Source organism: Pseudoxanthomonas sp. SORGH_AS_0997 (assembly GCF_031453535.1).
In the GTDB taxonomy this organism is placed as follows: domain Bacteria; phylum Pseudomonadota; class Gammaproteobacteria; order Xanthomonadales; family Xanthomonadaceae; genus Pseudoxanthomonas_A; species Pseudoxanthomonas_A winnipegensis.
In genome coordinates, this window is record NZ_JAVIZI010000001.1 from 4,236,674 (window position 1) to 4,258,284 (window position 21,611).

The following is a 21,611-nucleotide window of genomic DNA, read 5'->3' on the forward strand; positions in this document are numbered from 1 at the left end:
GCGGCATGTCCGCCGTTGAGGCCTTCCTGGATCACCTGCGTGTCGAGCGCCAGGTCTCGGCGCATACGCTGGACGCCTATCGCCGCGACCTGACGGCGCTGACCCAGTGGGCCGCGCAGACGCAGGACGGCACGCCGGTCGAGGCGCTGCAGGCCGATCAGCTGCGGGCCTTCATCGCCGCCGGCCATCGCCAGGGGCTGGCGCCGACCAGTCTGCAGCGCCGGCTGTCGGCCTGCCGCAGCTTCTATCTGTGGCTGCTCAAGCACGGGCGCATCGCCGCCAGTCCCGTGGCCGGACTGCGCGCGCCCAAGGCGCCGCGCAAGCTGCCCAAGGTGCTCGACGCCGACGAGGCCGTGCGCCTGGTCGAGGTGCCGACCGATGCGCCGCTGGGCCTGCGCGATCGCGCGCTGCTGGAACTGTTCTATTCCTCCGGGCTGCGCCTGAGCGAACTGTGCGCGCTGCGCTGGTCCGACCTGGATCTGGCCGCCGGCGTGGTCACCGTGCTGGGCAAGGGCCGCAAGCAGCGCATCGTGCCGGTGGGCTCGCACGCGCGCAACGCGCTGGCGGCCTGGCGCGAGGAAAAGCCGGCCGAGGACGCCGCGCCGGTGTTCCCCGGCCGCGGCGGCGGGACGATCTCCCAGCGCGCCGTGCAGCTGCGCATCCAGCAGCTGGCGCAGCGCCAGGGGCTGTTCAAGCACGTGCATCCGCACATGCTGCGGCACAGCTTCGCCAGCCATATCCTCGAGTCCTCGGGCGACCTGCGCGGCGTGCAGGAACTGCTCGGCCATGCCGACATCGCCACCACGCAGATCTACACGCACCTGGACTTCCAGCACCTGGCCAAGGTCTACGACGGCGCGCATCCGCGCGCCAAGCGCAAGGTCTGATCCGGCGCGCCCGGTCGATTCCGGCACGCGCTGCGCGGCCTAGAACCCGAGCACTTCGCCATCCAGTGGCATCTGTCTGGAATGGGGGATGCGATCCGGGCTGAACTTTGCCTCCGGGTCGATCGCCTGGGTGAGCGACCAGTGGCCCGGAGACCCATTGCTGTCGAACACGAACGGCAAGCCTTCCGAGCCTTCGAACGTCGCCGCGTCGGAGACGTGGAAGTGCAGGTGGGGCCCGTTGGAATTACCCGACTGACCCAGGCGTCCGAGCACCTGCCCGCGATGCAGCCGCTGTCCCACGGTGACCGCCACGCTGCCGGGTTGCAGATGGGCGTAGTGGACGAACACCTTCGGCGCGATCTGAAGCACCACGTAGTTGCCGTACAGGCCCTGCGCGGTCAGCGAATCGGGCTCGGCCTGCGCTTCCAGGGGCGCATGCTCCGGGGCGCCGTCATGGACATCGCGCACCACGCCGTCGGCCACGGCCAGGACCTGCGCGCCGTAGCCGATCCAGTCCTCGCGCCGGCTCCTGCTGAAGTCGACCGCACCACCGCGCAGGGCGCGGCCGTTCGCGTCGAGACCGAACACATCGATGGCATAGCGTTGTGGAATGGTGAGCTGGCCATTGACCGCGACCAGGCTGCCCCAGTGATGCGATTGCGCGTTGCCCGGCCCTTCGCTGGTCAGCCACAGTCCCGGTGGCAGCGGCGGGCCCAGCACGAGCGGTGAGGTCGTGCCCACCTCTACAGACGCGCCATCGACCAGCGAGGTCCGGCCCTTGTCGTCGACGAAGACGAGCCGATGGCGCAGCACGCGCGGCGTCTGCCGGCCATCGGGCAGGGTCAGCCACAGGAACGCGACCGCGCGCATGCCCGCAGCGACGAGAACCTGGGTGGCATCCTTGTCGGCAGTCCGGGGCTGCACGGCCTGGACCAGATCCCGGCCGGTCAGGCTCATGAGCGGCGTGGTCTCTTCGCCGGCGAAGACCTCGATGCGCTGCAGCCGCAACACGCCGGTGTCGCGGTAATAGTTGGTCACATGCAGTTCGTACGCCAGGTGCGTGCGGCCATCGTCACCCACCACCGGTATCGGCGCGCATGGCGTGCGCACCTCGACCGGTGCCAGGGCACGCTCTGCATTGACGTCGGCGGGCGGGAGCAGATTCAGCGCCGCCAGCACGAGCCAGAAGCCGGCCTTGCCAGGGGCGCGACGCGTCGGCGAACGCAAGGGTCTGATGGCAGGCATGATCATCCAGGGCAAAGGCATGTGAGCGCTGCCATGCCAGGCACCTTAGCAAGGTCTCCGCGTCCTGCGCAGGCTGACCGGGGATGAAACGGAGTCGGGCACTGGCAAGGCCCAGCAAGGGCCACGCTCCTGAAATTCGTGTCGACGCACGCCGGACCAAGGCGTGTTCCATAACACCACGAGCGTGTTTATCCGCCGCAAAGGAAAAGTCGTCCCGAGATATGGGCAGGATCCGCGAAGGCGTGCATCCGCGGGCATGGCAGGAACATGACACCCGCGTATTGCGCGGGCTGACAATCTGGTCAAGGTTCAGCTTGGACCGGCAAGGATGCGGCTCCCTTCAACAGGACCAGGAGTCGTTGCATGAGGCAGTTCCTTTCTGCGTTGACGCTGTCGCTGGCCATCGCTGCGCCCGCCATGGCCCAGGACGCGGCCGCCACCCGCGACGCGATCATCAAGAACGGTGCGCAGCTCAACGGACTGGCGCAGCAGTGCGGCAACATCACCCCGGAACAGGCCAAGACGCGCAAGGAACAGTCGCGCGCGGCCATCTACGGCAAGGGCGCCGATTCGAGCGGCTTCGATGCCTTGTACGACGCCGGCTTCAACGCGGGCATCGCCAGGATCAAGTCCGCGCCCGATGGCGGCAAGCAGATGTGCGAGCGCCTGAAGGCGCTGCAGCAGGGCCCGGCGAAGAAGTAAGCACGATCCGCCGCGCCTGGGCGTTGGGCCCAGGCGCGGCGGGCGGGTTGAAGACCCGCGCTGGGCGCCCCATCTGCTCTGGAGCATTCCGGAGCCTGCCATGGACCCCAGTCAGAACCCCAACGTCTTCCACGCCACCACCATCCTGTCGGTGCGCCGCAACGGCCACGTCGCCATCGCCGGCGACGGTCAGGTCACGCTCGGCCACACGGTGATGAAGGGCAATGCGCGCAAGGTGCGGCGGCTGGGCCGCGACGGCCAGGTGCTGGCCGGTTTCGCCGGTGCCGCGGCCGATGCCTTCACCCTGTTCGAGCTGTTTGAGGCCAAGCTGGAAAAGCATGGCCAGCTGCAGCGCGCCGCGGTCGAGATGGCGCGCGACTGGCGCACCGAGCGCCGCTACGGAAAGCTCGAGGCCCTGCTGGCGGTGGCCGACAAGGACACCTCGCTGATCATCAGCGGCACCGGCGATGTGATCGAGCCGGAGGACGGCATCATCGCCATCGGCTCCGGCGGCTCCTATGCCCTGTCCGCCGCGCGCGCGCTGCTGGCGCATACCGAGCTGGAGGCCAAGGCCATCGCGGTCGAGGCGCTCAACATCGCCGGCCACATCTGCATCTATACCAACCGCAACGTGGTGGTCGAAGAGCTGTGAATGGGGAGTCGGGAGTGGGTAATCGCAAAGGCGGTTTCCCGTGCCCCGATGGCCCCGCTCTTGATCCCTCCCATTCCCCATTTCCCATTCCCGATTCCCACCATGAGCGAAGCGAATAACTCCACCATGACCCCGCGCGAGATCGTGCAGGAGCTGGACCGGCACATCGTCGGCCAGCACGCGGCCAAGCGCGCGGTGGCCATCGCGCTGCGCAACCGCTGGCGCCGCGCGCAGCTCGAGCCGGAGCTGCGCAACGAGGTCATGCCCAAGAACATCCTGATGATCGGCCCCACCGGCGTGGGCAAGACCGAGATCGCGCGGCGCCTGGCGACGCTGGCCAATGCGCCGTTCGTGAAGGTCGAGGCCACGCGCTTCACCGAGGTCGGCTATGTGGGCAAGGACGTCGAGCAGATCATCCGCGACCTGGCCGACACCGCGGTCAAGCTGTATCGCGAACAGGCCAAGACCCGGGTGCGCACCCAGGCCGAGGAGCGCGCCGAGGATCGCATCCTCGATGCGCTGCTGCCCAAGCGCAGCGGCGGCATCGGCTTCGATCCGGCGGTGGTGTCCAGCGAGCCGTCCGCGCAAGACAGCGACACCCGCGCCAAGTTCCGCAGGATGCTGCGCAAGGGCGAACTGGACGACAAGGAGATCGAGCTGGAGCTGGCCGCCAGCGTCGGCGGCGTGGACATCATGACCCCGCCGGGCATGGAGGAAATGGGTCAGCAGCTCAAGCAGATGTTCTCCAGCCTGGGCGCGGCCAAGACCCACAAGCGCACCGTGACCATCAAGGCCGCGCGTCCGCAGCTGATCGAGGAAGAGGCCGCCAAGCTGGTCAACGAGGACGACGTGCGCGCGGCGGCGATCGAGGCCTGCGAGCAGCACGGCATCGTCTTCATCGACGAGATCGACAAGGTCGCCAAGCGCGGCGAGAACGTCGGCGGCGGCGATGTCAGCCGCGAGGGCGTGCAGCGCGACCTGCTCCCGCTGGTGGAAGGCTCTAACGTGTCGACCAAGTACGGCACGGTCAAGACCGACCACATCCTGTTCATCGCCTCCGGCGCGTTCCATCTGGCCAAGCCCAGCGATCTGATCCCCGAGCTGCAGGGCCGCTTCCCGATCCGCGTGGAGCTGGGCGCGCTGAGCAAGGAGGACTTTGTGCGCATCCTCACCGAGCCCAAGGCCGCCCTGACCCGGCAGTACGTGCAGCTGATGCAGACCGAGGGCGTGACCCTGGCCTTCGAACCCGACGCGGTGGAGCGCCTGGCCGAGATCGCCTTCCAGGTCAACGAGCGCCAGGAGAACATCGGCGCGCGCCGCCTGCACACCGTGCTCGAGCGGCTGCTGGACACGCTCAGCTACGAGGCGCCGGATCGCGACGGCGAGGCGGTGACGGTCGATCGCGCCTACGTCGACAAGTACCTGGGCGAGCTGGTGCAGGATCCGGACCTGAGCCGTTACATCCTCTGACCGATGCCGGCGGTCGAGAAGACGAAGGCGCCTGCGGGCGCCTTCGTCGTGTGACGCCGGCGACGCATGCCATGCCTGCCGGGAGCCGCCATGGCGGCGATGAGGCCTTGCCGGGCAAGCCCCTCGCCGCCATCAGCGGCTCCCCTAGGTAGAGCGGAGCTTGCTCCGCTGGGGCTTCCCCACGATCCGGCCGAAATGCAGCGGAGCCCCCAAGAGGGGATTGCCACAAGCTCCGCTCTACAGGGAAGCCGCGACGTGGTCGGAACAGACAAGGGCTCCCAGCGTGGTCACAGCGCGTTGTCGGTCCGTTCTGGATGCGCGGCATACGCTGCGCCTGTCTTTCCCGTCATCGAGGTGCGTCATGCTGCGTCCTCTCGTGCTCGTGTCGGCGCTCGCGCTGGCCGCCATCGCCGCGCCTGCGCAGGCGCGCACCACCTGCCACCTGACCTTCCAGATGTCGGGATGGTCGGTGTTCTACAAGACCTCCCAGGGCACCGGTGAAATCACCTGCGACAACGGCCAGCGCATGGCGGTGAAGGTCAGCGCCAAGGGCGGCGGGCTGACCGTGGGCAAGTCCAGCATCCACGGGCGCGGCGAATTCACCGAGGTGCGCGGCATCGATGAGCTGCTGGGCAGCTATGCCACCGCCGAGGCGCATGCCGGCGTGGAGAAATCCAGCAAGGCCCAGGTGATGACCAAGGGCGAGGTGTCGCTGTCGCTCGCCGGCACGGGCAAGGGCTGGGATCTGGGCGTGGCCTTCGGCGCGTTCCATATCGAGCCGCGCTGATTGCAGCGCGGCACCGGCTCGGGCGCGATCGTGCGCGCTGGTAGGCGAGCAAAGTCCCTGGGTTCCCGCGTTCGCGGGAACGACGAGGTGGGGGTTGTTGTTGAGCCGCGTTGGTGGAAACGATGAGGAACGACGGTGAGCCGCTTCAGTCCTCGCCGATGTCCTCGTTCCACACCTCGGGGTGGGCGGCGATGAAGCCGCCGAGCAGGTCGACGCATTCCTGATCGTCCAGGTCGATGACCTGTACGCCCGATTCGCGCAGCCAGTCGATGCCGCCCTGGAAGGTGCGCGATTCGCCCACCACCACGGTGCCGATGCCGAACTGGCGCACCAGCCCCGAGCAGTACCAGCACGGCGCCAGGGTGGTGACCATGATCGTGTCGCGGTAGCTGCGCTGGCGGCCGGCCTTGCGGAAGGCGTCGGTCTCGCCGTGCACCGAGGGGTCGCCTTCCTGCACGCGGCGGTTGTGGCCGCAGCCGAGCAGGCGGCCGTCACCGTGGTAGAGCGCCGCGCCGATGGGGATGCCGCCCTCGGCCAGGCCGGCGCGGGCTTCGTCGATGGCCGTGCGCAGCAGGGCGGCGTAGTCGAGGGTGGCGATCATGCAGGGGCTCCAGCAGGGGCGAGGACATCGCCGTTAGACCAAAGGATATTGCATCGCAACAGGAGCTGGACGGGCGACATGGAATACTCTGCGCCGTCGCCGACCACCCCAATCCAGGATTGTCCATGATGCATGCCACCCCCACGCCCACCTCGACCTCGGTGGCGCGCTCCACGCCCAAGCTGGCCATGGCGGTGGTGACAATCATCTTCTTCATGTGGGGCTTCCTGACCTGCCTCAACGACATCCTGGTGCCGCATCTGAAGTCGGTGTTCACGCTGAACTTCACCCAGGCCGCGCTGGTGCAGTTCACCTTCTTCGGTGCGTACTTCCTGATGTCGCTGCCGGCCGGTCGCGTGGTCGCCGCGCTGGGCTACAAGGGCGGCATCGTCTGCGGGCTGGCGGTGGCCGGCGTCGGTGCGCTGCTGTTCTGGCCGGCGGCCGGGGCGCACAGCTATCCGCTGTTCCTGTTCGCGCTGTTCGTGCTGGCCACCGGCATCACCGTGCTGCAGGTGGCGGCCAATCCTTATGTCGCGCTGCTGGGGCCGGAAAAGACCGCCTCCAGCCGCCTGAACCTGTCGCAGGCCTTCAACTCGCTGGGCACCGCGATCGCGCCGCTGTTCGGCGGCCTGCTGATCCTGGCGGCCGATCCGAAGACCCCCGAGCAGGTGGCCGCGATGTCGCAGGCCGATGCGCTGGCCTATCGCACCGCCGAGGCAAGCTCGGTGCAGATGCCGTACCTGGGCCTGGCGATCGCGCTGTTCGCGCTGGCGGTGTTCATCTTCGCCTTCCGCCTGCCCAAGCTGTCGGAAGAGAGCGAGCAGGGCGACGGGCGCCACTACGGCATCTTCGAGCCGCTGCGCCATCGCCACGTGCTGCTGGGCGTGCTGGGCCTGTTCTTCTATGTCGGTGCCGAGGTGTCCATCGGCAGCTATCTGGTCAACTTCCTGGCCATGCCCGACATCGGTGCGATGACCGAGAAGGCCGCGACCAACTACGTCTCGGCCTACTGGACCGGCGCGATGGTCGGCCGCTTCGTCGGCTCGGCGCTGCTGGTGCGCATCGACGCGGGCAAGCTGCTGGCGGTGTTCGCGGGCGTAGCCACGGTGCTGCTGCTGGTCACGTTGGCCACGACGGGCATGACCGCGGTCTATGCGGTGGTGGCCATCGGCCTGTTCAATTCGATCATGTTCCCGACCATCTTCACGCTGGGCATGGCCAAGCTGGGGCCGCTGACCAACCGCGCCTCCTCGCTGCTGATCATGGCCATCGTCGGCGGCGCGGTGCTGCCGCTGCTGATGGGCTTCCTGGCCGACCATATCGGTCTGCACCACGCCTTCGTGCTGCCGCTGGTGTGCTATCTGTACATCGCCTACTACGGCATCAGCGGGTCGAAGGTGCGCGAGCCGGTGCCGGTGGCTGGGGTGCAGCGCTGAGGGCGGATTGACTCTCTGGCGAAGGGGAGGGGCTAGAGGTCTTTTGGCGTAGTGCGAAGAGCACCCCTCCCCATCCCTCCCCTTCGCTGCGCGAAAGGGAGGGGGCAAAAGGCCGGCGGGGGAGCAGATTCAAGGGCGCACTTCGGTGCGCCTTTTGCGTTTGGGGTGGCGCGCGGCGTCTCGACGCCATCGCGCGCCGGTCGGTGCGATAATCGCGGGCATGAGCGAATCCCCCTATACCTCCGGCACCACCCACTTCGGGTTCCGTGACGTCGCCGCGCGCGACAAGCAGAAGCTGGTCGGCGAGGTCTTCACCTCGGTCGCCGGCAAGTACGACCTGATGAACGACCTGATGAGCCTGGGCATTCATCGGATCTGGAAGCGCTACTTCGCCGCCACCGCGCAGGTGAAGCCCGGCGACCGCGTGCTGGACCTGGCCGGCGGCACCGGCGACATCGCCGCGCTGCTGAAGGATCGCGTCGGCAAGGCCGGCAGCATCGTGCTGGGCGACATCAATGCCGGCATGCTCACCGTCGGCCGCGACCGGCTGACCAACCGCGGGCTGGTGTCGGGGCTGGAATACGTGCAGCTCAACGCCGAGGCGCTGCCGTTCCCGGACAACAGCTTCAACCTGGTGACCATCGCCTTCGGCCTGCGCAACGTGACCGACAAGGACGCGGCGCTGCGCGAGATGCATCGCGTGCTCAAGGTCGGCGGCCAGGCGCGCGTGCTGGAGTTCTCCGAGGTCAAGCCCGAGTGGTTCCGGCCGATCTACGACTTCCACTCGTTCAAGGTGCTGCCCAAGCTGGGCAAGCTGTTCGCCGGCGACGCCGACAGCTACCAGTACCTGGCCGAGTCGATCCGCAAGCATCCGCCGCAGGACCAGCTCAAGGCGATGATGACCGAGGCTGGCTTCGCCCGCACCCGCTACACCAACCTGTCGGCCGGCATCGTCGCCATCCACGACGGATACAAGGTCTAAGCGGCCCGGCGGGCGCCTGGAGGTCGCAGGCGCACCCGCAGGCACGCGACGCAACGCCCGGCCCAGGCCGGGCGTTGTGCATTGGGCGATCGGCCCGGGACGCAGGGGCTAGAATGCAAGTTCCCGTCCCAGACCGGCTGATTCCCCCGATGCGCTCTGTGTTGTTCACCCTGTCCTGCGCGGCCCTGCTGCTGTCGGCCTGCTCGAAGGAATCGGCCACGTCCGAGACCGCACCCACCGCCACGCCCAAGGCCGCCGCCGTGTCCAAGCCCGACCGTCGCCACGACGAGAGTTCCTACGCCCAGCCCGAGAAGGTCGTGATCAAGGACCTGGCGCTGGACGTCAAGCTGGACTTCGACACCAAGCAGATCGGCGGCACCGCCACCTATCGGCTGGACTGGAAGGATCCCAAGGCCACCGAGCTGGTCCTCGACACGCGCGCGCTGACCATCGAGAAGGTCGAGGGCGCCGGCACCGACGGCAAGACCTTCGCGCCGCTGCAGTACGCACTGGCCGACGCGGACAAGACCTTCGGCAGCAAGCTGACGATCCAGGCGCCGCAGCGCAATCCGGTGGTGCGCGTGACCTACCACACCTCGCCCGACGCCTCGGGCCTGCAGTGGCTTGCGCCGTCGATGACCGAGGGCAAGCAGCTGCCCTTCATGTTCAGCCAGTCCCAGGCGATCCATGCGCGCAGCTGGGTGCCGCTGCAGGACACCCCTGGCGTGCGTTTCACCTATACCGCGCACGTGACCAGCCGGCCCGACGTGATGGTGCTGATGAGCGCCGGCAACGACCCGGCCGCGGTGCGCGACGGCGATTACTTCTTCGTGCAGAACAAGCCGATCCCGTCCTACCTGCTGGCCATCGCCGCCGGCGATCTAGTGTTCCGCAAGCTCTCCGACCGCGCCGGCATCTGGGCCGAGCCGGCCATGGCCGACAAGGCCGCGGCCGAGTTCGCCGACACCGAGAAGATGATCACCACCACCGAGGATCTGTATGGCCCGTACCGCTGGGGCCGCTACGACATCCTGGTGCTGCCGCCCTCGTTCCCGTTCGGCGGCATGGAGAACCCGACGCTGACCTTCGCCACGCCCACGGTGATCGTCGGCGACAAGTCGCTGGTCTCGCTGGTGGCCCATGAGCTGGCGCACAGCTGGTCGGGCAACCTGGTGACCAACGCCTCGTGGAAGGACATCTGGCTCAACGAGGGCTTCACCACCTACGTGCAGGGCCGCATCACCGAGGCGGTCTATGGCCAGGAAATGGCCGAGATGGAGCGCCAGATCGACCAGACCGATCTGCTCAACGAGCTCAAGGACATGACCCCGGCGCAGCAGGCGCTGGCGCTGCCGCCGCTGGGCGAGACCGATCCGGACGAGGCGCTGAGCCAGGTCGCCTACGTCAAGGGCGCCTGGTTCCTGCAGTTCCTGGAGCAGCGCTTCGGGCGCGCGGTGTTCGATCCATTCCTGCGCGGCTGGTTCAACGACCACGCCTTCCAGAGCGCGACCACCGACCAGTTCGTCGCCTACATGAAGCAGCACCTGCTGCCGAAGAATCCCAATGCGGTCACCCAGGCGGAGCTGGATGCGTGGCTGGACCAGCCGGGCATTCCCGCCTTCGCCACGCGCGCGCAGTCGCGCGGGTTCGCGCTGGTGGACACCGCCCGCATCGCCTGGCTGGGCAGCGGCACGCTGCCCAACAAGCAGGTCACCGAGGACTGGGTGACCCAGCAGTGGGTGCACTTCATCGAAGGCCTGGGCCAGACCCTGCCGGTGGACAAGCTCAAGCAGCTCGATGCGGCCTACCACTTCACCGGCGCGCCGAACGGCGAGATCGCCATGCGCTGGTATCCGCTGGCCATCCGCAGCGGCGATCACGACGTGTGGCCGGCGGCGGGCGAGTTCATCGGCCGCGTCGGCCGGCGCAAGCTGATCATGCCGATCTACGCCGAACTGGTGAAAACGCCCGAGGGGCTGCAGTTCGCCCGCGAGGTGTTCGCCAAGGCCAAGCCGGGCTACCACCCGATCACCACCGGCTCGGTGGAGGCGATGCTGGACAAGGCGGGTCAGGCGGCGGCGCCGGCTGCCTCTGCGCCTGTCTCGACTCCGGCTCCGGAGGCCGAACCGGCGGCTTCGACGCCGGCCGCGAGCACGCCTGCCGCGACCAAGCCGCCGGCGCAGTAAGCGTTGTTCGGGTTGAGCTTCGTGTCGCGCTAGCCGGGCGGGACGGCCCTCCCAACCATTCTTCAGACGAAGCGCTCCGCTCCCTCCCTTTGGCCGAAGGCCAAGGGAAGCTCGAAGTCGCGGCTAGCGACGGAGGGGGAGGGGGGCTTTTCGCGGCTAAGTCAAAAGCAAAAGCACCCCCTCCCAGCCTCCCCCTTCGCTTCGCGAAAGGGGAGGGGCGTGAGCTGCTTCTTGTCTGTTGAGTGGCGCGCGCTTCTGCCCCCTCCCTTTGGCCGAAGGCCAAGGGGAGCTCGAAGTCGCGGCTAGCGACTGAGGGGGAGGGGTGCTTTTCGCGGTGACGTCAAAGGCAAAAGCCGCCCCTCCCGACCTCCCCCTTCGCTGCGCGAAAGGGGAGGGGCGTTAACTGCACCTTGTCTCTTGGGTGCGGTGCTTCTGCTCCCTTCCTTTGGCCGCAAGGCCAGGGGGAGCGCGAAGTCGGCTAGCGACTGAGGGGGCTTTCAGGCTTGGGCGAGGGCCTGGTCGGCGTCGGCCAGGGCGCGCCAGCGCGGCAGTTCGTGCAGCTTGCGCACGCGGCGCAGGTAGTCGGTGTCGACTTCGCTGCCGTCGATCAGCGCGGCCGCCACGTGTACGGCGCCGGCGACCCAGAACAGCGTGCCGGCGCGCGCCGGCTGCTGGTGCCAGGCGACCGCTTCGATCATCGGCGCGGGCAGGCCCCACAGGCCGAGCAGATAGGCGCCGGCGACGCTGTGCGGCAGGAGAGTCGGGCCGTCCGGCTCGTGCAGTTCCAGCGGCGGGAGCAACCTGCCGACCTGGGACAGCAGGCCGGCGGTGGCGGCCACGCCGGTGCCGGCCTCGGGCAGCAGCTGGTCGGCCAGGCGCGAGATGCGCAGCGCGCGCTCGCGCACCTCGTCCACGCCGGGGCCGGAGGAGAACACCTCGCTGGCCAGCACCAGCCGGCGCAGCGCGTCCTGGCCCAGGCGCACCACCGCCATGCGCAGGTCGCTGATCTCGCGCCCGCCAGAGTAGTAGGCCGAGTTGCTCAGGCGCAGCACGCGTGCGGCCAGCGCCGGGTCCTGCGTGACCACGTCCACCAGATCGGCGGCCTGGGTGCTGTCGTTGCGCAGCAGGCGGCTCAGGGTGAGGTATTGCTTGGGCGCGGCCGGCAGCGGGCCGGCCTGCTCGATGGCCTGCTTGAGCCGCGCATCGTCCAGCAGCGAGCGCAGCTCGACGATGTCGTCGATGGCATCGATCAGGGCGACCGGATCGAAGGGCTCGGGCAGCACGCGGTGGGCCACGTCCAGCGCCTGCATCATCTCCTCGCCCTGCGGATCGGGGACCAGCACCACGCGCGCGGCCAGCGGGAAGCGCTCGCGCAGCTCGTGCATCATCAGGTTGCAGCGGTTCCAGCCGGTGCCGGAGAAGCACACCAGCGCGTCGGGCGCCAGGGCGTCCAGATGCGGGGTGGGACCATCGCCCAGCTGCAGCCAGCTCACCCCCCAGTCGCGGCCACGCGCGGCCAGGTGGATCTGGAGTTGCGCTGCCTGTTCGCTGGTTTCACCAGCCACGACGATGTGCACGGAGCCCTCAGGAGGTGTTGCGATGCGATGCCCGCATGATAGCAACGCTATTTATCGCAATCGCGGCGTTGGCGCGCCTTTGGTCGGGGACGCCGGCCGGTTCGCTCAGCCTGCCCCGCCCAGCGGGAAGGTCGCGCGCACGCAGGTGCCCTCATCGTCCGAGCTCTCGTGCAGCTGGCCTGCGTGCTGCCCCGCGCGGGCGTGCATGCCGCGCCGGCCGAAGCCCGCCGGGCTGCCCACGTCGTAGCCGGCGCCGTCGTCGCGCACGGTCAGCTGCAGCGTGCTGGCGCGGACCAGCAGGCTGACCTGGATCTGCGTGGCGCGGGCGTGGCGCAGGGCATTGGTCAATGCCTCCTGGGCGATGCGGTACACGGCCAGCTCCAGTGCGTCGGGCAGGCGCGGCAGCTCGGCCGGGGCCTGCAGGGTGCAGCGCACCGCGCCCGAGGCGTCGTGGCGCTGGCACATCGCCTCCAGCGCGGCGACCAGGCCGGCCTGCTGCAGCAGCGGCGGCTGCAGGGCGTGGGTCATGCCGCGCACGGCCTGCAGGGCCTGGGCCGAGAGCGCGTCGAGATCGCAGGCCAGATCCTGCTGCTGCGGCACGGTCAGGGTGGCGGAGAGTTCGGCCAGGCTCAGGCGCAGGGAAGTGAGCAGCTGGCCGAGCTCGTCGTGCAGTTCGCGGGCGATGCGCGCGCGCTCGGCGTCCTGGGCGGCGATCAGGGCGTCGCGGAAGGCGGGGTCGTGGGCCGCGTCATGGGCAGGGTCGGGCATGGGCGCCAGCCTAAAGCGTGCGACGGGCTTCGACGTGAGGATGGGTCGGCAGGGACGCCTCGAATCGAGCCGCGCGGTACAGCCTCACGCTGGCGCGTCGCGCGCTTGATCTCGGAGTGGATCAGCCGCGCCGGCGTCGGAGCCCGTGCGGCTGGCTCATGACCGATCGTGCGGGAGGGCGCGGCTGCGCTGGTAGCGGTCCAGCCAGACGTCGAAGTCCACCCGCGGCAGCGCCGGCGAGTACAGATAGCCCTGCACCTCGTTGCAGCCCAGTGCACGCAGGAAGTCGGCCTGGGTGTCGGTCTCCACGCCTTCGGCGGTGACCTGCAGGTCGAAGTTGCGCGCGATCAGCAGGATCGAGCGCACGATCGCCGCATCGCCGCGGTCCTGCATCACATCGCGCACGAAGCCGCGATCGATCTTGACCCGGTCCACGGCCAGGTGATGCAGCGTGGACAGCGAGGCATAGCCGGTGCCGAAGTCGTCGTAGGCCACGCGCAGCCCGCGCCGGCGCAGCTGCTGCAGCGTGGAGGCGGCATTGCCGTCCTCCCGCAGCGCGATGATCTCAGTCAGTTCCAGCTCCAGCCGCGCCGGCGCCAGGCCGCTGCTGGCCAGGGCGTTGTCGACTTCCTTGAGCAGATCCTCGTGGGCGAACTGCACCGGGAACAGGTTCACGCTCACCGCCAGCGGGCGGCCGTCCATCAGCGGCCAGCTCACCGCGTCCTTGCAGGCCTGTTCCAGCACCCACCAGCCCACGGTGGTGGCGATGCCGCTGACCGCCAGGGCTTCGATGAACTCCGCTGGCAACAGCACCCCGCGCTCGGGGTGGCGCCAGCGCAGCAAGGCCTCGGCGCCGGACACGCGGCCGGACTTGAGCTCGATCTGCGGCTGGTAGTGCAGTTCGAACTCGCCGTCGCGGTGGGCGCGGCGCAGCTCCAGGTCCAGCCGCCGCCGGTCGATGGCCTCGGTGCGCATGCTCGGTTCGAAGCGCCGCAGCGAGCGGCCGCGGCTGCGCTTGGCGTGGTGCATGGCCAGCTGCGCGCGGGTGACCAGTTCCAGCGCATCGGGCAGCTCGGGCGAATCGTCGACCGCGGCGACCTCGTCGGCCGGCACCGCCGGCAGCGCCGGCTCGGCCTCGCCGTCCATCGCCACGCCGATGCAGGCATCCAGGTGCACGCGATGCAGATCGACCTCGCACGGCTGGGCCAGGTCCAGCAGCAGCGCGTTGAGCATGGCCTCCATCGGCTTCTGCCGCGCGCTGGGGAAGCACAGCGCGAACTCATCGCCCTCCAGCCGCGCCAGGAAGACATCGTCGGGCAGCCGCGCGAACAGGCGCGCGGCCACCACCTGCAGCACCGTATCGGCGGTGGCATGACCCAGGGTCACGATGATCGAGCGGAAGTTGTCCAGGCCCAGCACCGCCACCGCCGTGGGAATGCCTTGGTTGCGGCGTTCGTCCAGCGCGACCAGCAGGCCGTTGCGCGTGGGCAGGCCGGTGACCGGATCCTCTTCGGTGCGCGCGCGCTCGCGCGCGGGATCGTCGAGCAGGGCATCGACATAGCCGGCGATCGGATCGTCGGAGGGCGAGCGGTTCACGCGGCCTGGCTCCGTGTGGCGGACAGCGGCGGCTGGGCCTGCAGCCAGGCCAGCGCCTGGCGGTAGGCGTCGGCACCCGGGCCGGTCATGGGCGCGGCCGAGGCCAGCGCGCGCGCATCGCGCAGGCGCGCATCCATCGGGATGGCCTGCGGCCACACGCGGCCGGTGTGCAGGTCGTGCAGCAGCTCCAGGCTCTGCGTGCCCAGGGTGGTGCGGCTGTCGTACAGCGTGGGCAGCACGAAGCGCGGCAGCGGCCGGCGACGCGAGGTCTCGACCATCTCGGCGGTATGCAGCATGTCGGTCAGGCCGTGCAGGGCCAACGGATCGGTCTGGGTGGGCACGATCAGCGCGTCGGCCGCGGCCAGGGCGTTGACCATCAGCAGGCCCAGCGTGGGCGGGCAGTCCAGCAGCACCTCATCGTAGAGGTCAGCCACGCCGGACAGGGCGCGCTGCAGCGCCATGCCCAGGCCCGGCTGACTGGCGCTGCGGCGCTCCAGCGTGGCCAGCGCCGGCTGCGCGGCGAGCAGGCGCAGGCCCTCGATGGGCGTGGTGCGCGCCAGCGTATCCGCGCCGGGCGCGCCGTGGGCGAACAGCTCGTGCGTGCCGCTGGGCACCGGATGGCGCGGCACGTTGAACGCCCGCGTCATCGAGGCATGCGGGTCCATGTCCACGATCAGCACCTGGCGGCCGGCCTGCGCCAGGCAGCGCGCCAGGCACAGCGTGGTCGTGGTCTTGCCCACGCCGCCTTTCTGGTTGGCGATCGCCCAGGTCTTCATCAACCGGCGGCCTCCACGTTGGCGGGCAGCGGGGTGACGGCCACCGGCGTGGACGGCTGCGGCTGGAGCGTGTCGGGGCTGACCGAGTCCGGGCCGCGCGGGCGGCCGCCGTTGGGCGTGGCCAGGATCACCAGCACCACGCGGCGGTTGGCGTTGCGGCCCTGTGCGGTGGCGTTGTCGGCGACCGGCTGGAACTGCCCGTAGCCCACCACCGCCAGCCGCGCCGGCGACACGCCGGTCTGGGTCAGCACGTGGACCACGCTGGCCGCGCGCGCGGCCGACAGCTCCCAGTTGGAGGCGAACTGCGCCGTGGCGATGGGCTGATCGTCGGTATAGCCCTCCACGCGCACCGCGTTGGGCACGTCGCGCAGCACCTCGGCCACGCGCTGCACGGTCGAGGCGGCCACCGGGCTGGGCGTGGCCACGCCGCTTGGGAACAGGATGTCGCTCTGGATCTCCACTTCCAGATAGTTCTCGCCGCGGCGCACGGTGACCTGGTGCTTGGCCACCAGGTCGGAGAGCACGGCCTGGATGTTCTCGCCGACCGCGCCCAGCTGGCCGCCGCCGATGCCCGGGCCCCGGCTCGCGGTGGCGTCGAACGCGGTGGGCGTCATGCCGACGGTGGACTGGCCGTAGCGCGGCGCGTCCAGCGCCTGACGCATCTTGGCCTGCATCAGCTGGCTGGCCGGGGCCGGGCCGATGCGCGCGGCCGAGGTCGCCAGCGAGGGACGGTCGAAGGAGGAGCCCAGCAGCTGGTGCTTGCCCAGCTGCACCGGCGAGACCGAGCGCGGCGGGCCGCCGAACTCGGCGTTGAGCGCGTCGGACACCGCGCGGAACTTGCCCTCGTTGACCGAGGAGATCGCGTACATCACCACGAAGAAGGCCAGCAGCAACGTCATGAGGTCGCCCATGGGGATCGCCCAGGCCTCATGGTTGACGTGGTCTTCGTGCTGGTGCTTGCGCGCCATGGGGGGAGGTCGTCCTTGTGTTCTAGTGCGCCACGTAGACCGACAGTCGGGATTCGATGTTGCGCGGGTTTTCGCCCTGCGCGATGGCGATCAGGCCCTCGAGGATCATCTCACGGGACTCGTTCTGTTCGGCGATCAGCGCCTTGAGCTTGGCCGCCACCGGCAGGAACATCAGGTTGGCCATGCCGATGCCGTAGATGGTGGCGGTGAACGCCGCGCCGATGCCGTGGCCCAGCTTGGACGGGTCGGCGAGGTTCTTCATCACCGCGATCAGGCCCAGCACCGCGCCGATGATGCCCAGCGTGGGCGCGTAGATGCCCATGCCCTCGAACACCTTGGCCGCGGCGGTGTCGCGGGTCTGCTGGTGGTGCATGTCGGTCTCCAGCACGTTGCGAATCGACTCGGGCTCGATGCCGTCGACCACCATCTGCAGGCCCTTCTTGATGAAGGCGTCGTCCTGCTCCTTGACCTGCGCCTCCAGGCCGAGCAGGCCCTGCTTGCGCGCGGTGTTGGACCACTCGACGATCTTGGCCAGCACGCCGGCGCGGTCCTGCGCGGGTGGCATGAACACCCATTTGACCAGCTTGAAGGCCAGCAGGAAGGTGGACATATGGGTCTGCAGCATGATCGAGGCGAAGGTGCCGATGACCACGATCACGAACGCGGCCGGCGACCACAGGCTTTCGATGCCGGCGCCCTTGAGCACGCTGCCGAGCAGCAGCGCGACCAGCGCGAGAATGGCACCAACGAGGCTGAGCTTGTCCATGATCTGTATGACGGCCGCGCGCCGGATTCCTGAAGAGAGGTTTTTCGCACGCGGCGCGACAGGCGGGATGAGGCGCGCGCGATGCGCGCGCCTCATGCACCTGGGATGCGTTGCGGCTGACCCTGTGTTGCAAGATACGCGCCAGGCTCATGGCGCGGCTCCGCGATGGATCACTGTCGCGGCGTGATGCAGTGCGCGGTTTCTTGATGTGGCTGAAATCGCGCCGTCCCTTTGCGCAGCAAGGGAGTTGGGATGCGGGGATCTTCAGGTTCACCGCGAAGAGCACCCCTCCCCCTCAGTCGCTAGCCGCGACTTCGAGCTCCCTTGGCCTGCGGCCAAAGGGAGGGGGCAGACCGCGCGCGGCCATTGAAATGGCTGAGGCTATCGCTCCCGCGAAAGGCAGGAGCCGGCTTCGGGCTTTGCTGGGAGTGGCTTGCTGTCGTGGGAGCCAACTGTCTCTCAAATCTAGCGGCCGCCCGTCTGTAGAGCGGAGCTCGCTCCGCTGCTCTTGGTTCGGTTCGTGGGGAAAGCCCCAGCGGAGCAAGCTCCGCTCTACAAGTGGGAGCCGCCATGGCGGGTCCCACCAGGCAATCTGCCCCCCTTTCGCGTTCTGCCCCTCCCCTTTCGCGCAGCGAAGGGGGAGGTTGGGAGGGGGGCTCTTCGGCTCTTCAGCTCTTCAGCTTCTAGCTTTGCAGCTTCTAGCTCTTCGGCTTTCAGCACCCCCCCAAACAGCCACCCTCAGTCGACCTCCGCCGGCTCGCGCTTCCATTCGCCCAGGCGGGCGCGCAGGCGGATCACGGCCTGGCCGTGGATCTGGCAGACGCGCGATTCGCTGACCGACAGCACCGCGCCGATCTCGCGCAGGTTGAGCTCCTGTTCGTAGTACAGCGAGAGCACCATCGCCTCGCGCTCGGGCAGGCCGGCGATGGCCTCGGCCAGGGCGTCGCGGAAGGCGGTCTGCTCGAAGGCCCGCGCCGGGGTGGCGCTGTCGGCGCCGGCCAGGCGCGCCTCGCCGTCGTGTTCGGCGATGTGCGCGTCCAGGCTGGTGAGCTGGCCGCGGGCGGCGTCCTCGACCAGATGGTGGTACTCGTCCAGCGGGATCTGCATGACCGCCGCCACCTGCGCGGCGGTCGCGGCGCGGCCGGTGGCCTGTTCGACCTGGCGCACGGCCGAGACCATCTCGCGGTAGTTGCGGTGCACCGAGCGCGGGGTCCAGTCGCCGCGGCGCATCTCGTCGATCATCGCCCCGCGGATGCGGATGGAGGCGTAGGTCTCGAAGGTGGCGCCCTGGTCGTTCTGGAAGTTCCGGGCCGCGTCGATCAGGCCCAGCATGCCGGCCTGGATCAGGTCGTCGATCTCCACGCTGGCCGGCAGGCGCGCGGCCAGGTGGTGGGCGATGCGGCGCACCAGTTCGCCGTGCCGCTCGACGATCTCGGCGGGCGAGCCCTGCTGGTGGGCGCGGTACTGGGCAGCGGCCATGAGGTTCATGCCGGGCTCCCTTGGGCGGGCTGGCCGACCAGGCGTTCGAGGAAGAATTCGACATGGCCGCGCGGCGCGGTGGGCTGCTGCCACTGGCGCGCGCGGCGGGCCATGTCGCGGAAGGCGATGGCCGAGGGCGCCGAGGGAAAGGCGTCCACGACGGCCTCCTGGCGCTGCACCGCGCGGCGCAGCCATTCGTCGCGCGGCACCGCGCCGAGGTAGTTCAGGGTGATGTCCAGGAAGCGGCCGACCACGCGTTCGAGCTTGGCGAACAGCGCCGGGCCCTCGGTCGCATCGCCGACCTGGTTGGCCAGCACATGCACCCGGCGCACGCCGCGGTCGCGGCCCAGCACCTTGATCAGCGCGTAGGCATCGGTCATGGAGGCCGGTTCGTCGCAGACCACCACCACCACGTCGTGCGCGGCCTGGCAGAAGGTCAGCACGCCATCGGCGATGCCGGCGGCGTTGTCGATCACCATCACGTCCAGCGGCACGTCCAGCTCGGAGAAGGCGTGGATCAGGCCGGTGTGCTCGGCCGGCGTCAGCTGGGCCATGTGCTGCTTGCCCGAGGCGGCCGGCACCACCAGCAGGCCACCCGGGCCTTCCAGCAGCGTGTCGGCCAGCGTGCACTTGCCGGCGAACACATCGGCCAGGGTGAAGCGCGGGGACAGGCCCAGCATCACATCGGCGTTGGCCAGGCCCAGGTCGGTATCCAGCAGCAGCGTGCGCTGGCCGGCGTTGACCATGGCCGCGGCCAGGTTGATCGAGGTCGTGGTCTTGCCCACGCCGCCCTTGCCGCTGGCCACGGCGATGACGCGGGGAATGCGCGGGGCGCGGGGATCAGGCGACTGCATGGCGGGTCTCGATGCCGTGGGTGGCCACATCGCTGCTGCGGCGCGCGCTTTCCATCGCCTGGGCGATGGACAGGGCGTCGGCGGCGTCGATGTCGCTGTCGATGCGCTGGCCGTTGGTGGTGTAGGCGATGGGCATGGCGGTGCGCGCGGCCACCGACAGGGCGCTGCCCAGGTAGCCGGTCTCGTCCAGCTTGGTCAGGATCAGGCCTTCCGGCGCGGCCGGGCGGTAGCGGCGGATGACCTCGCCCATGTCCTGGGCGTGGCCGTTGGCCGGCAGCACCAGCAGGCTGCGCACCTTGGTGGTCGCGCGCAGCCACAGGATCTGGTTGAACAGCGCGCGGTCGGTCGGCGCGTAGCCGGTGGTGTCCACCAGCACCAGCGGATAGTCGGCCAGCTGTTCCAGCGCCAGCTGCAGGCCGCCGATGCCGCGCGCCTCGCACACGGTGATGCCGAGCTTGCGGCCGTAGGCCTGCAGCTGTTCGTGCGCGCCGGGGCGCTCGCAGTCGGTGGTGATCAGGGCTACGTCACGGGCGCGGTGGCGGGCGGCGAAGCGCGCGGCCAGCTTGGCCGCGGTGGTGGTCTTGCCGGCGCCGGTGGGGCCGACCAGGGCGATCACGCCGCCTTCGTCGATGGTCTCGCTGGCGCAGATGCTGAGGCTGTCGGCCAGTTCGGCCAGCATCGCCGCGCTGACCTCGGCCAGCGGCAGGGACGGGTCCACGCGCAGGGCCACGGCCTGGGCCAGGGCCTGCTCGCAGCCGTAGCCGGTCAGGGCGTCGAAGGCGGCCGCGCGCGCCGGCGAGCCGCGCAGGCGTTCGAGCGAGAGCTGCTCCATCTGCGCCTCCATCAACGCGCGCATGCGGGCCATTTCCTCGCGCATGGCGACGATGGCCGGGTCGGTCTCGATGCCGGGCACCAGCGCCAGGGCGGGGCGGGCGGTTTCGGTCGGGGCTTCGATAACCGGGGTCGCGGACTCGGCCACCGGCGCGGCGGTGATCGGCTGCGCGGGGCGGGTCATGTCCAGGGTGACGGTGGCCTGGGCCTCGCTTTCGGCAAGGCGCGCGCGCAGGGCGGCGGCGAAATCTTGCACGTCGACCTGGGCGGTGGTATCGGGTGCGGTGACGTGGACCGGGGCGGACTCGGCGGCCGGCGCCGGTTCGGCGGGCTGGCCGAGCAGGCGCGCGCGGGCGCGTGCCAGCAGCGAGTCGGCGCCGTGCGTTGCGGGGCGGGCCTTGTCCATGACCGCGGCGAAGGCGGCGGCCGGATCGGGCTGCGCGCTCGGCGGCGGCGGTGCGGAGATCGGCTGGGCGGCGGCGACCGGCTGCGCCGGGATTCCGACGGATGCCGGGATCCCGGCGGGCAACTGCTGCTGAGCCAGCGCCGACAGCGCGGCCGGGCTGACATCGGCCGGGTCGGCGCCCGCCGCGCGCATGGCGCGGGTCAGCGCGGCCTGGTCGTACTCGGTGGCCGAGACCACTTCGATGCCGCCGGCCACCGGCCGGCTGGACAGGATCACCGCGTCCGGCCCCTGCGCGTCGCGGATCATCCGCAGCGCGGTGCGCATGTCGCTGGCAACGAAACTCTTGATGTTCATCGGGCGGTGGTCTCCTGCGCTGCCGGCCCTCCGGCATCACGCTTGGTTGGACTCATGCAGGAGTTGTGCCGCGGGTGGGGCGGGGATTGGGGATTCGGGATCGCAGGAAGCGTGAGCCCAACTGATCTGCCCCCTCCCTTGCGCGTAGCGCAGGGGAGGGTTGGGGAGGGGGGCTTTTCGCGCGTGGCCGGAGGAGAGCGAAGCAGCAAAAGCAACAGCAACAGCTGACCTCTCACCCCTTGGTCGCTAGCGCGACTTCGAGCTCCCTTGCGCTGCGCGCAAGGGAGC

The 21,611-nt window shown here is 69.7% G+C and carries 19 protein-coding genes; 8 read left to right on the plus strand and 11 right to left on the minus strand.

What is annotated here, in order from left to right; genetic code table 11:
• The first annotated feature begins 5 nt into the window (after positions 1-5).
• Positions 6-887 (plus strand): tyrosine recombinase XerC, encoded by an 882-nt coding sequence (gene xerC / locus QE438_RS18495; protein ID WP_306993505.1) that lies wholly within the window; start codon positions 6-8, stop codon positions 885-887.
• Between the two features lie 39 nt (positions 888-926).
• Here the strand turns inward: xerC and QE438_RS18500 are convergent, their stop codons facing one another.
• Entirely contained in the window at positions 927-2,153 is a 1,227-nt protein-coding gene (locus QE438_RS18500; RefSeq protein WP_309736006.1) for a M23 family metallopeptidase, read from the minus strand.
• A 342-nt stretch (positions 2,154-2,495) separates the two neighbouring features.
• Here QE438_RS18500 and QE438_RS18505 point away from each other — a divergent pair, with 342 nt between their 5' ends.
• The 4 genes from QE438_RS18505 (at position 2,496) to QE438_RS18520 (ending at position 5,743) form a co-directional block, all read left to right on the plus strand.
• Entirely contained in the window at positions 2,496-2,834 is a 339-nt protein-coding gene (locus QE438_RS18505; protein ID WP_130515509.1) for a hypothetical protein, read from the plus strand.
• 100 nt (positions 2,835-2,934) lie between these two features.
• Positions 2,935-3,486 carry an ATP-dependent protease subunit HslV gene (hslV, locus tag QE438_RS18510; RefSeq protein ID WP_306993502.1) on the plus strand — a complete coding sequence of 184 codons (552 nt, stop codon included), beginning with the start codon at positions 2,935-2,937 and terminating at the stop codon, positions 3,484-3,486.
• Between the two features lie 102 nt (positions 3,487-3,588).
• Positions 3,589-4,956 (plus strand): ATP-dependent protease ATPase subunit HslU, encoded by a 1,368-nt coding sequence (gene hslU, locus QE438_RS18515; RefSeq protein ID WP_306993500.1) that lies wholly within the window; start codon positions 3,589-3,591, stop codon positions 4,954-4,956.
• A gap of 361 nt (positions 4,957-5,317) precedes the next feature.
• Positions 5,318-5,743: a hypothetical protein gene (locus QE438_RS18520; RefSeq protein ID WP_131660910.1), complete on the plus strand. Its 426-nt coding sequence runs from the start codon at positions 5,318-5,320 to the stop codon at positions 5,741-5,743.
• 145 nt (positions 5,744-5,888) lie between these two features.
• Here the strand turns inward: QE438_RS18520 and QE438_RS18525 are convergent, their stop codons facing one another.
• Positions 5,889-6,344, minus strand: coding sequence for a nucleoside deaminase (locus QE438_RS18525; protein ID WP_306993497.1), 456 nt, complete (start codon positions 6,342-6,344; stop codon positions 5,889-5,891).
• A gap of 125 nt (positions 6,345-6,469) precedes the next feature.
• Between QE438_RS18525 and fucP the strand changes: the two genes are divergently transcribed.
• The 3 genes from fucP (at position 6,470) to QE438_RS18540 (ending at position 10,948) form a co-directional block, all read left to right on the plus strand.
• On the plus strand, positions 6,470-7,780 hold the full coding sequence (gene fucP / locus QE438_RS18530; protein WP_130523202.1) for an L-fucose:H+ symporter permease: 1,311 nt from the start codon (positions 6,470-6,472) through the stop codon (positions 7,778-7,780).
• Between the two features lie 220 nt (positions 7,781-8,000).
• Entirely contained in the window at positions 8,001-8,762 is a 762-nt protein-coding gene (ubiE, locus tag QE438_RS18535) for a bifunctional demethylmenaquinone methyltransferase/2-methoxy-6-polyprenyl-1,4-benzoquinol methylase UbiE (RefSeq protein WP_130515519.1), read from the plus strand.
• A 149-nt stretch (positions 8,763-8,911) separates the two neighbouring features.
• A complete protein-coding gene (locus QE438_RS18540) occupies positions 8,912-10,948 on the plus strand; it encodes a M1 family metallopeptidase (RefSeq protein ID WP_306993495.1) in 2,037 nt (678 codons plus the stop codon).
• 497 nt (positions 10,949-11,445) lie between these two features.
• Here the strand turns inward: QE438_RS18540 and QE438_RS18545 are convergent, their stop codons facing one another.
• From QE438_RS18545 to flhF, 9 genes are all read right to left on the minus strand, one after another.
• The gene (locus QE438_RS18545) at positions 11,446-12,525 is read right to left on the minus strand and encodes an HDOD domain-containing protein (RefSeq protein ID WP_130523203.1); all 1,080 of its coding nucleotides are present in this window, start codon (positions 12,523-12,525) and stop codon (positions 11,446-11,448) included.
• 105 nt (positions 12,526-12,630) lie between these two features.
• A complete protein-coding gene (locus QE438_RS18550) occupies positions 12,631-13,293 on the minus strand; it encodes a sensor histidine kinase (RefSeq protein WP_306993492.1) in 663 nt (220 codons plus the stop codon).
• Positions 13,294-13,449: 156 nt separating this feature from the next.
• Complete coding sequence (locus tag QE438_RS18555) at positions 13,450-14,889, minus strand: bifunctional diguanylate cyclase/phosphodiesterase (RefSeq protein ID WP_306993490.1); 1,440 nt, start codon at positions 14,887-14,889, stop codon at positions 13,450-13,452.
• Positions 14,886-15,665 (minus strand): ParA family protein, encoded by a 780-nt coding sequence (locus tag QE438_RS18560; protein ID WP_130515529.1) that lies wholly within the window; start codon positions 15,663-15,665, stop codon positions 14,886-14,888. Before QE438_RS18560 ends, QE438_RS18555 begins: the two co-directional genes overlap by 4 nt.
• Entirely contained in the window at positions 15,665-16,633 is a 969-nt protein-coding gene (gene motD / locus QE438_RS18565) for a flagellar motor protein MotD (RefSeq protein ID WP_306993488.1), read from the minus strand. Before motD ends, QE438_RS18560 begins: the two co-directional genes overlap by 1 nt.
• Before the next feature lie 22 nt (positions 16,634-16,655).
• Entirely contained in the window at positions 16,656-17,399 is a 744-nt protein-coding gene (locus QE438_RS18570) for a flagellar motor protein (RefSeq protein WP_130515533.1), read from the minus strand.
• A gap of 738 nt (positions 17,400-18,137) precedes the next feature.
• Positions 18,138-18,887 carry an RNA polymerase sigma factor FliA gene (locus tag QE438_RS18575; protein WP_306993486.1) on the minus strand — a complete coding sequence of 250 codons (750 nt, stop codon included), beginning with the start codon at positions 18,885-18,887 and terminating at the stop codon, positions 18,138-18,140.
• The gene (locus QE438_RS18580; protein WP_130530787.1) at positions 18,884-19,732 is read right to left on the minus strand and encodes a MinD/ParA family protein; all 849 of its coding nucleotides are present in this window, start codon (positions 19,730-19,732) and stop codon (positions 18,884-18,886) included. The genes QE438_RS18575 and QE438_RS18580 overlap by 4 nt, the downstream gene beginning before the upstream one ends.
• Positions 19,719-21,323 (minus strand): flagellar biosynthesis protein FlhF, encoded by a 1,605-nt coding sequence (gene flhF / locus QE438_RS18585; RefSeq protein WP_306993484.1) that lies wholly within the window; start codon positions 21,321-21,323, stop codon positions 19,719-19,721. Before flhF ends, QE438_RS18580 begins: the two co-directional genes overlap by 14 nt.
• Positions 21,324-21,611: the final 288 nt, after the last annotated feature.

What these genes read in the sequence shown, in the direction of transcription:
- xerC (WP_306993505.1), top strand. Translation starts at nt 6, where the DNA reads ATGTCCGCCGTTGAGGCCTTCCTGGATCACCTGCGTGTCGAGCGCCAG.
- QE438_RS18500 (WP_309736006.1), bottom strand. Translation starts at nt 2,153, where the DNA reads ATGCCTTTGCCCTGGATGATCATGCCTGCCATCAGACCCTTGCGTTCG.
- QE438_RS18505 (WP_130515509.1), top strand. Translation starts at nt 2,496, where the DNA reads ATGAGGCAGTTCCTTTCTGCGTTGACGCTGTCGCTGGCCATCGCTGCG.
- hslV (WP_306993502.1), top strand. Translation starts at nt 2,935, where the DNA reads ATGGACCCCAGTCAGAACCCCAACGTCTTCCACGCCACCACCATCCTG.
- hslU (WP_306993500.1), top strand. Translation starts at nt 3,589, where the DNA reads ATGAGCGAAGCGAATAACTCCACCATGACCCCGCGCGAGATCGTGCAG.
- QE438_RS18520 (WP_131660910.1), top strand. Translation starts at nt 5,318, where the DNA reads ATGCTGCGTCCTCTCGTGCTCGTGTCGGCGCTCGCGCTGGCCGCCATC.
- QE438_RS18525 (WP_306993497.1), bottom strand. Translation starts at nt 6,344, where the DNA reads ATGATCGCCACCCTCGACTACGCCGCCCTGCTGCGCACGGCCATCGAC.
- fucP (WP_130523202.1), top strand. Translation starts at nt 6,470, where the DNA reads ATGATGCATGCCACCCCCACGCCCACCTCGACCTCGGTGGCGCGCTCC.
- ubiE (WP_130515519.1), top strand. Translation starts at nt 8,001, where the DNA reads ATGAGCGAATCCCCCTATACCTCCGGCACCACCCACTTCGGGTTCCGT.
- QE438_RS18540 (WP_306993495.1), top strand. Translation starts at nt 8,912, where the DNA reads ATGCGCTCTGTGTTGTTCACCCTGTCCTGCGCGGCCCTGCTGCTGTCG.
- QE438_RS18550 (WP_306993492.1), bottom strand. Translation starts at nt 13,293, where the DNA reads ATGCCCGACCCTGCCCATGACGCGGCCCACGACCCCGCCTTCCGCGAC.
- QE438_RS18560 (WP_130515529.1), bottom strand. Translation starts at nt 15,665, where the DNA reads ATGAAGACCTGGGCGATCGCCAACCAGAAAGGCGGCGTGGGCAAGACC.
- motD (WP_306993488.1), bottom strand. Translation starts at nt 16,633, where the DNA reads ATGGCGCGCAAGCACCAGCACGAAGACCACGTCAACCATGAGGCCTGG.
- QE438_RS18570 (WP_130515533.1), bottom strand. Translation starts at nt 17,399, where the DNA reads ATGGACAAGCTCAGCCTCGTTGGTGCCATTCTCGCGCTGGTCGCGCTG.
- QE438_RS18575 (WP_306993486.1), bottom strand. Translation starts at nt 18,887, where the DNA reads ATGAACCTCATGGCCGCTGCCCAGTACCGCGCCCACCAGCAGGGCTCG.
- QE438_RS18580 (WP_130530787.1), bottom strand. Translation starts at nt 19,732, where the DNA reads ATGCAGTCGCCTGATCCCCGCGCCCCGCGCATTCCCCGCGTCATCGCC.
- flhF (WP_306993484.1), bottom strand. Translation starts at nt 21,323, where the DNA reads ATGAACATCAAGAGTTTCGTTGCCAGCGACATGCGCACCGCGCTGCGG.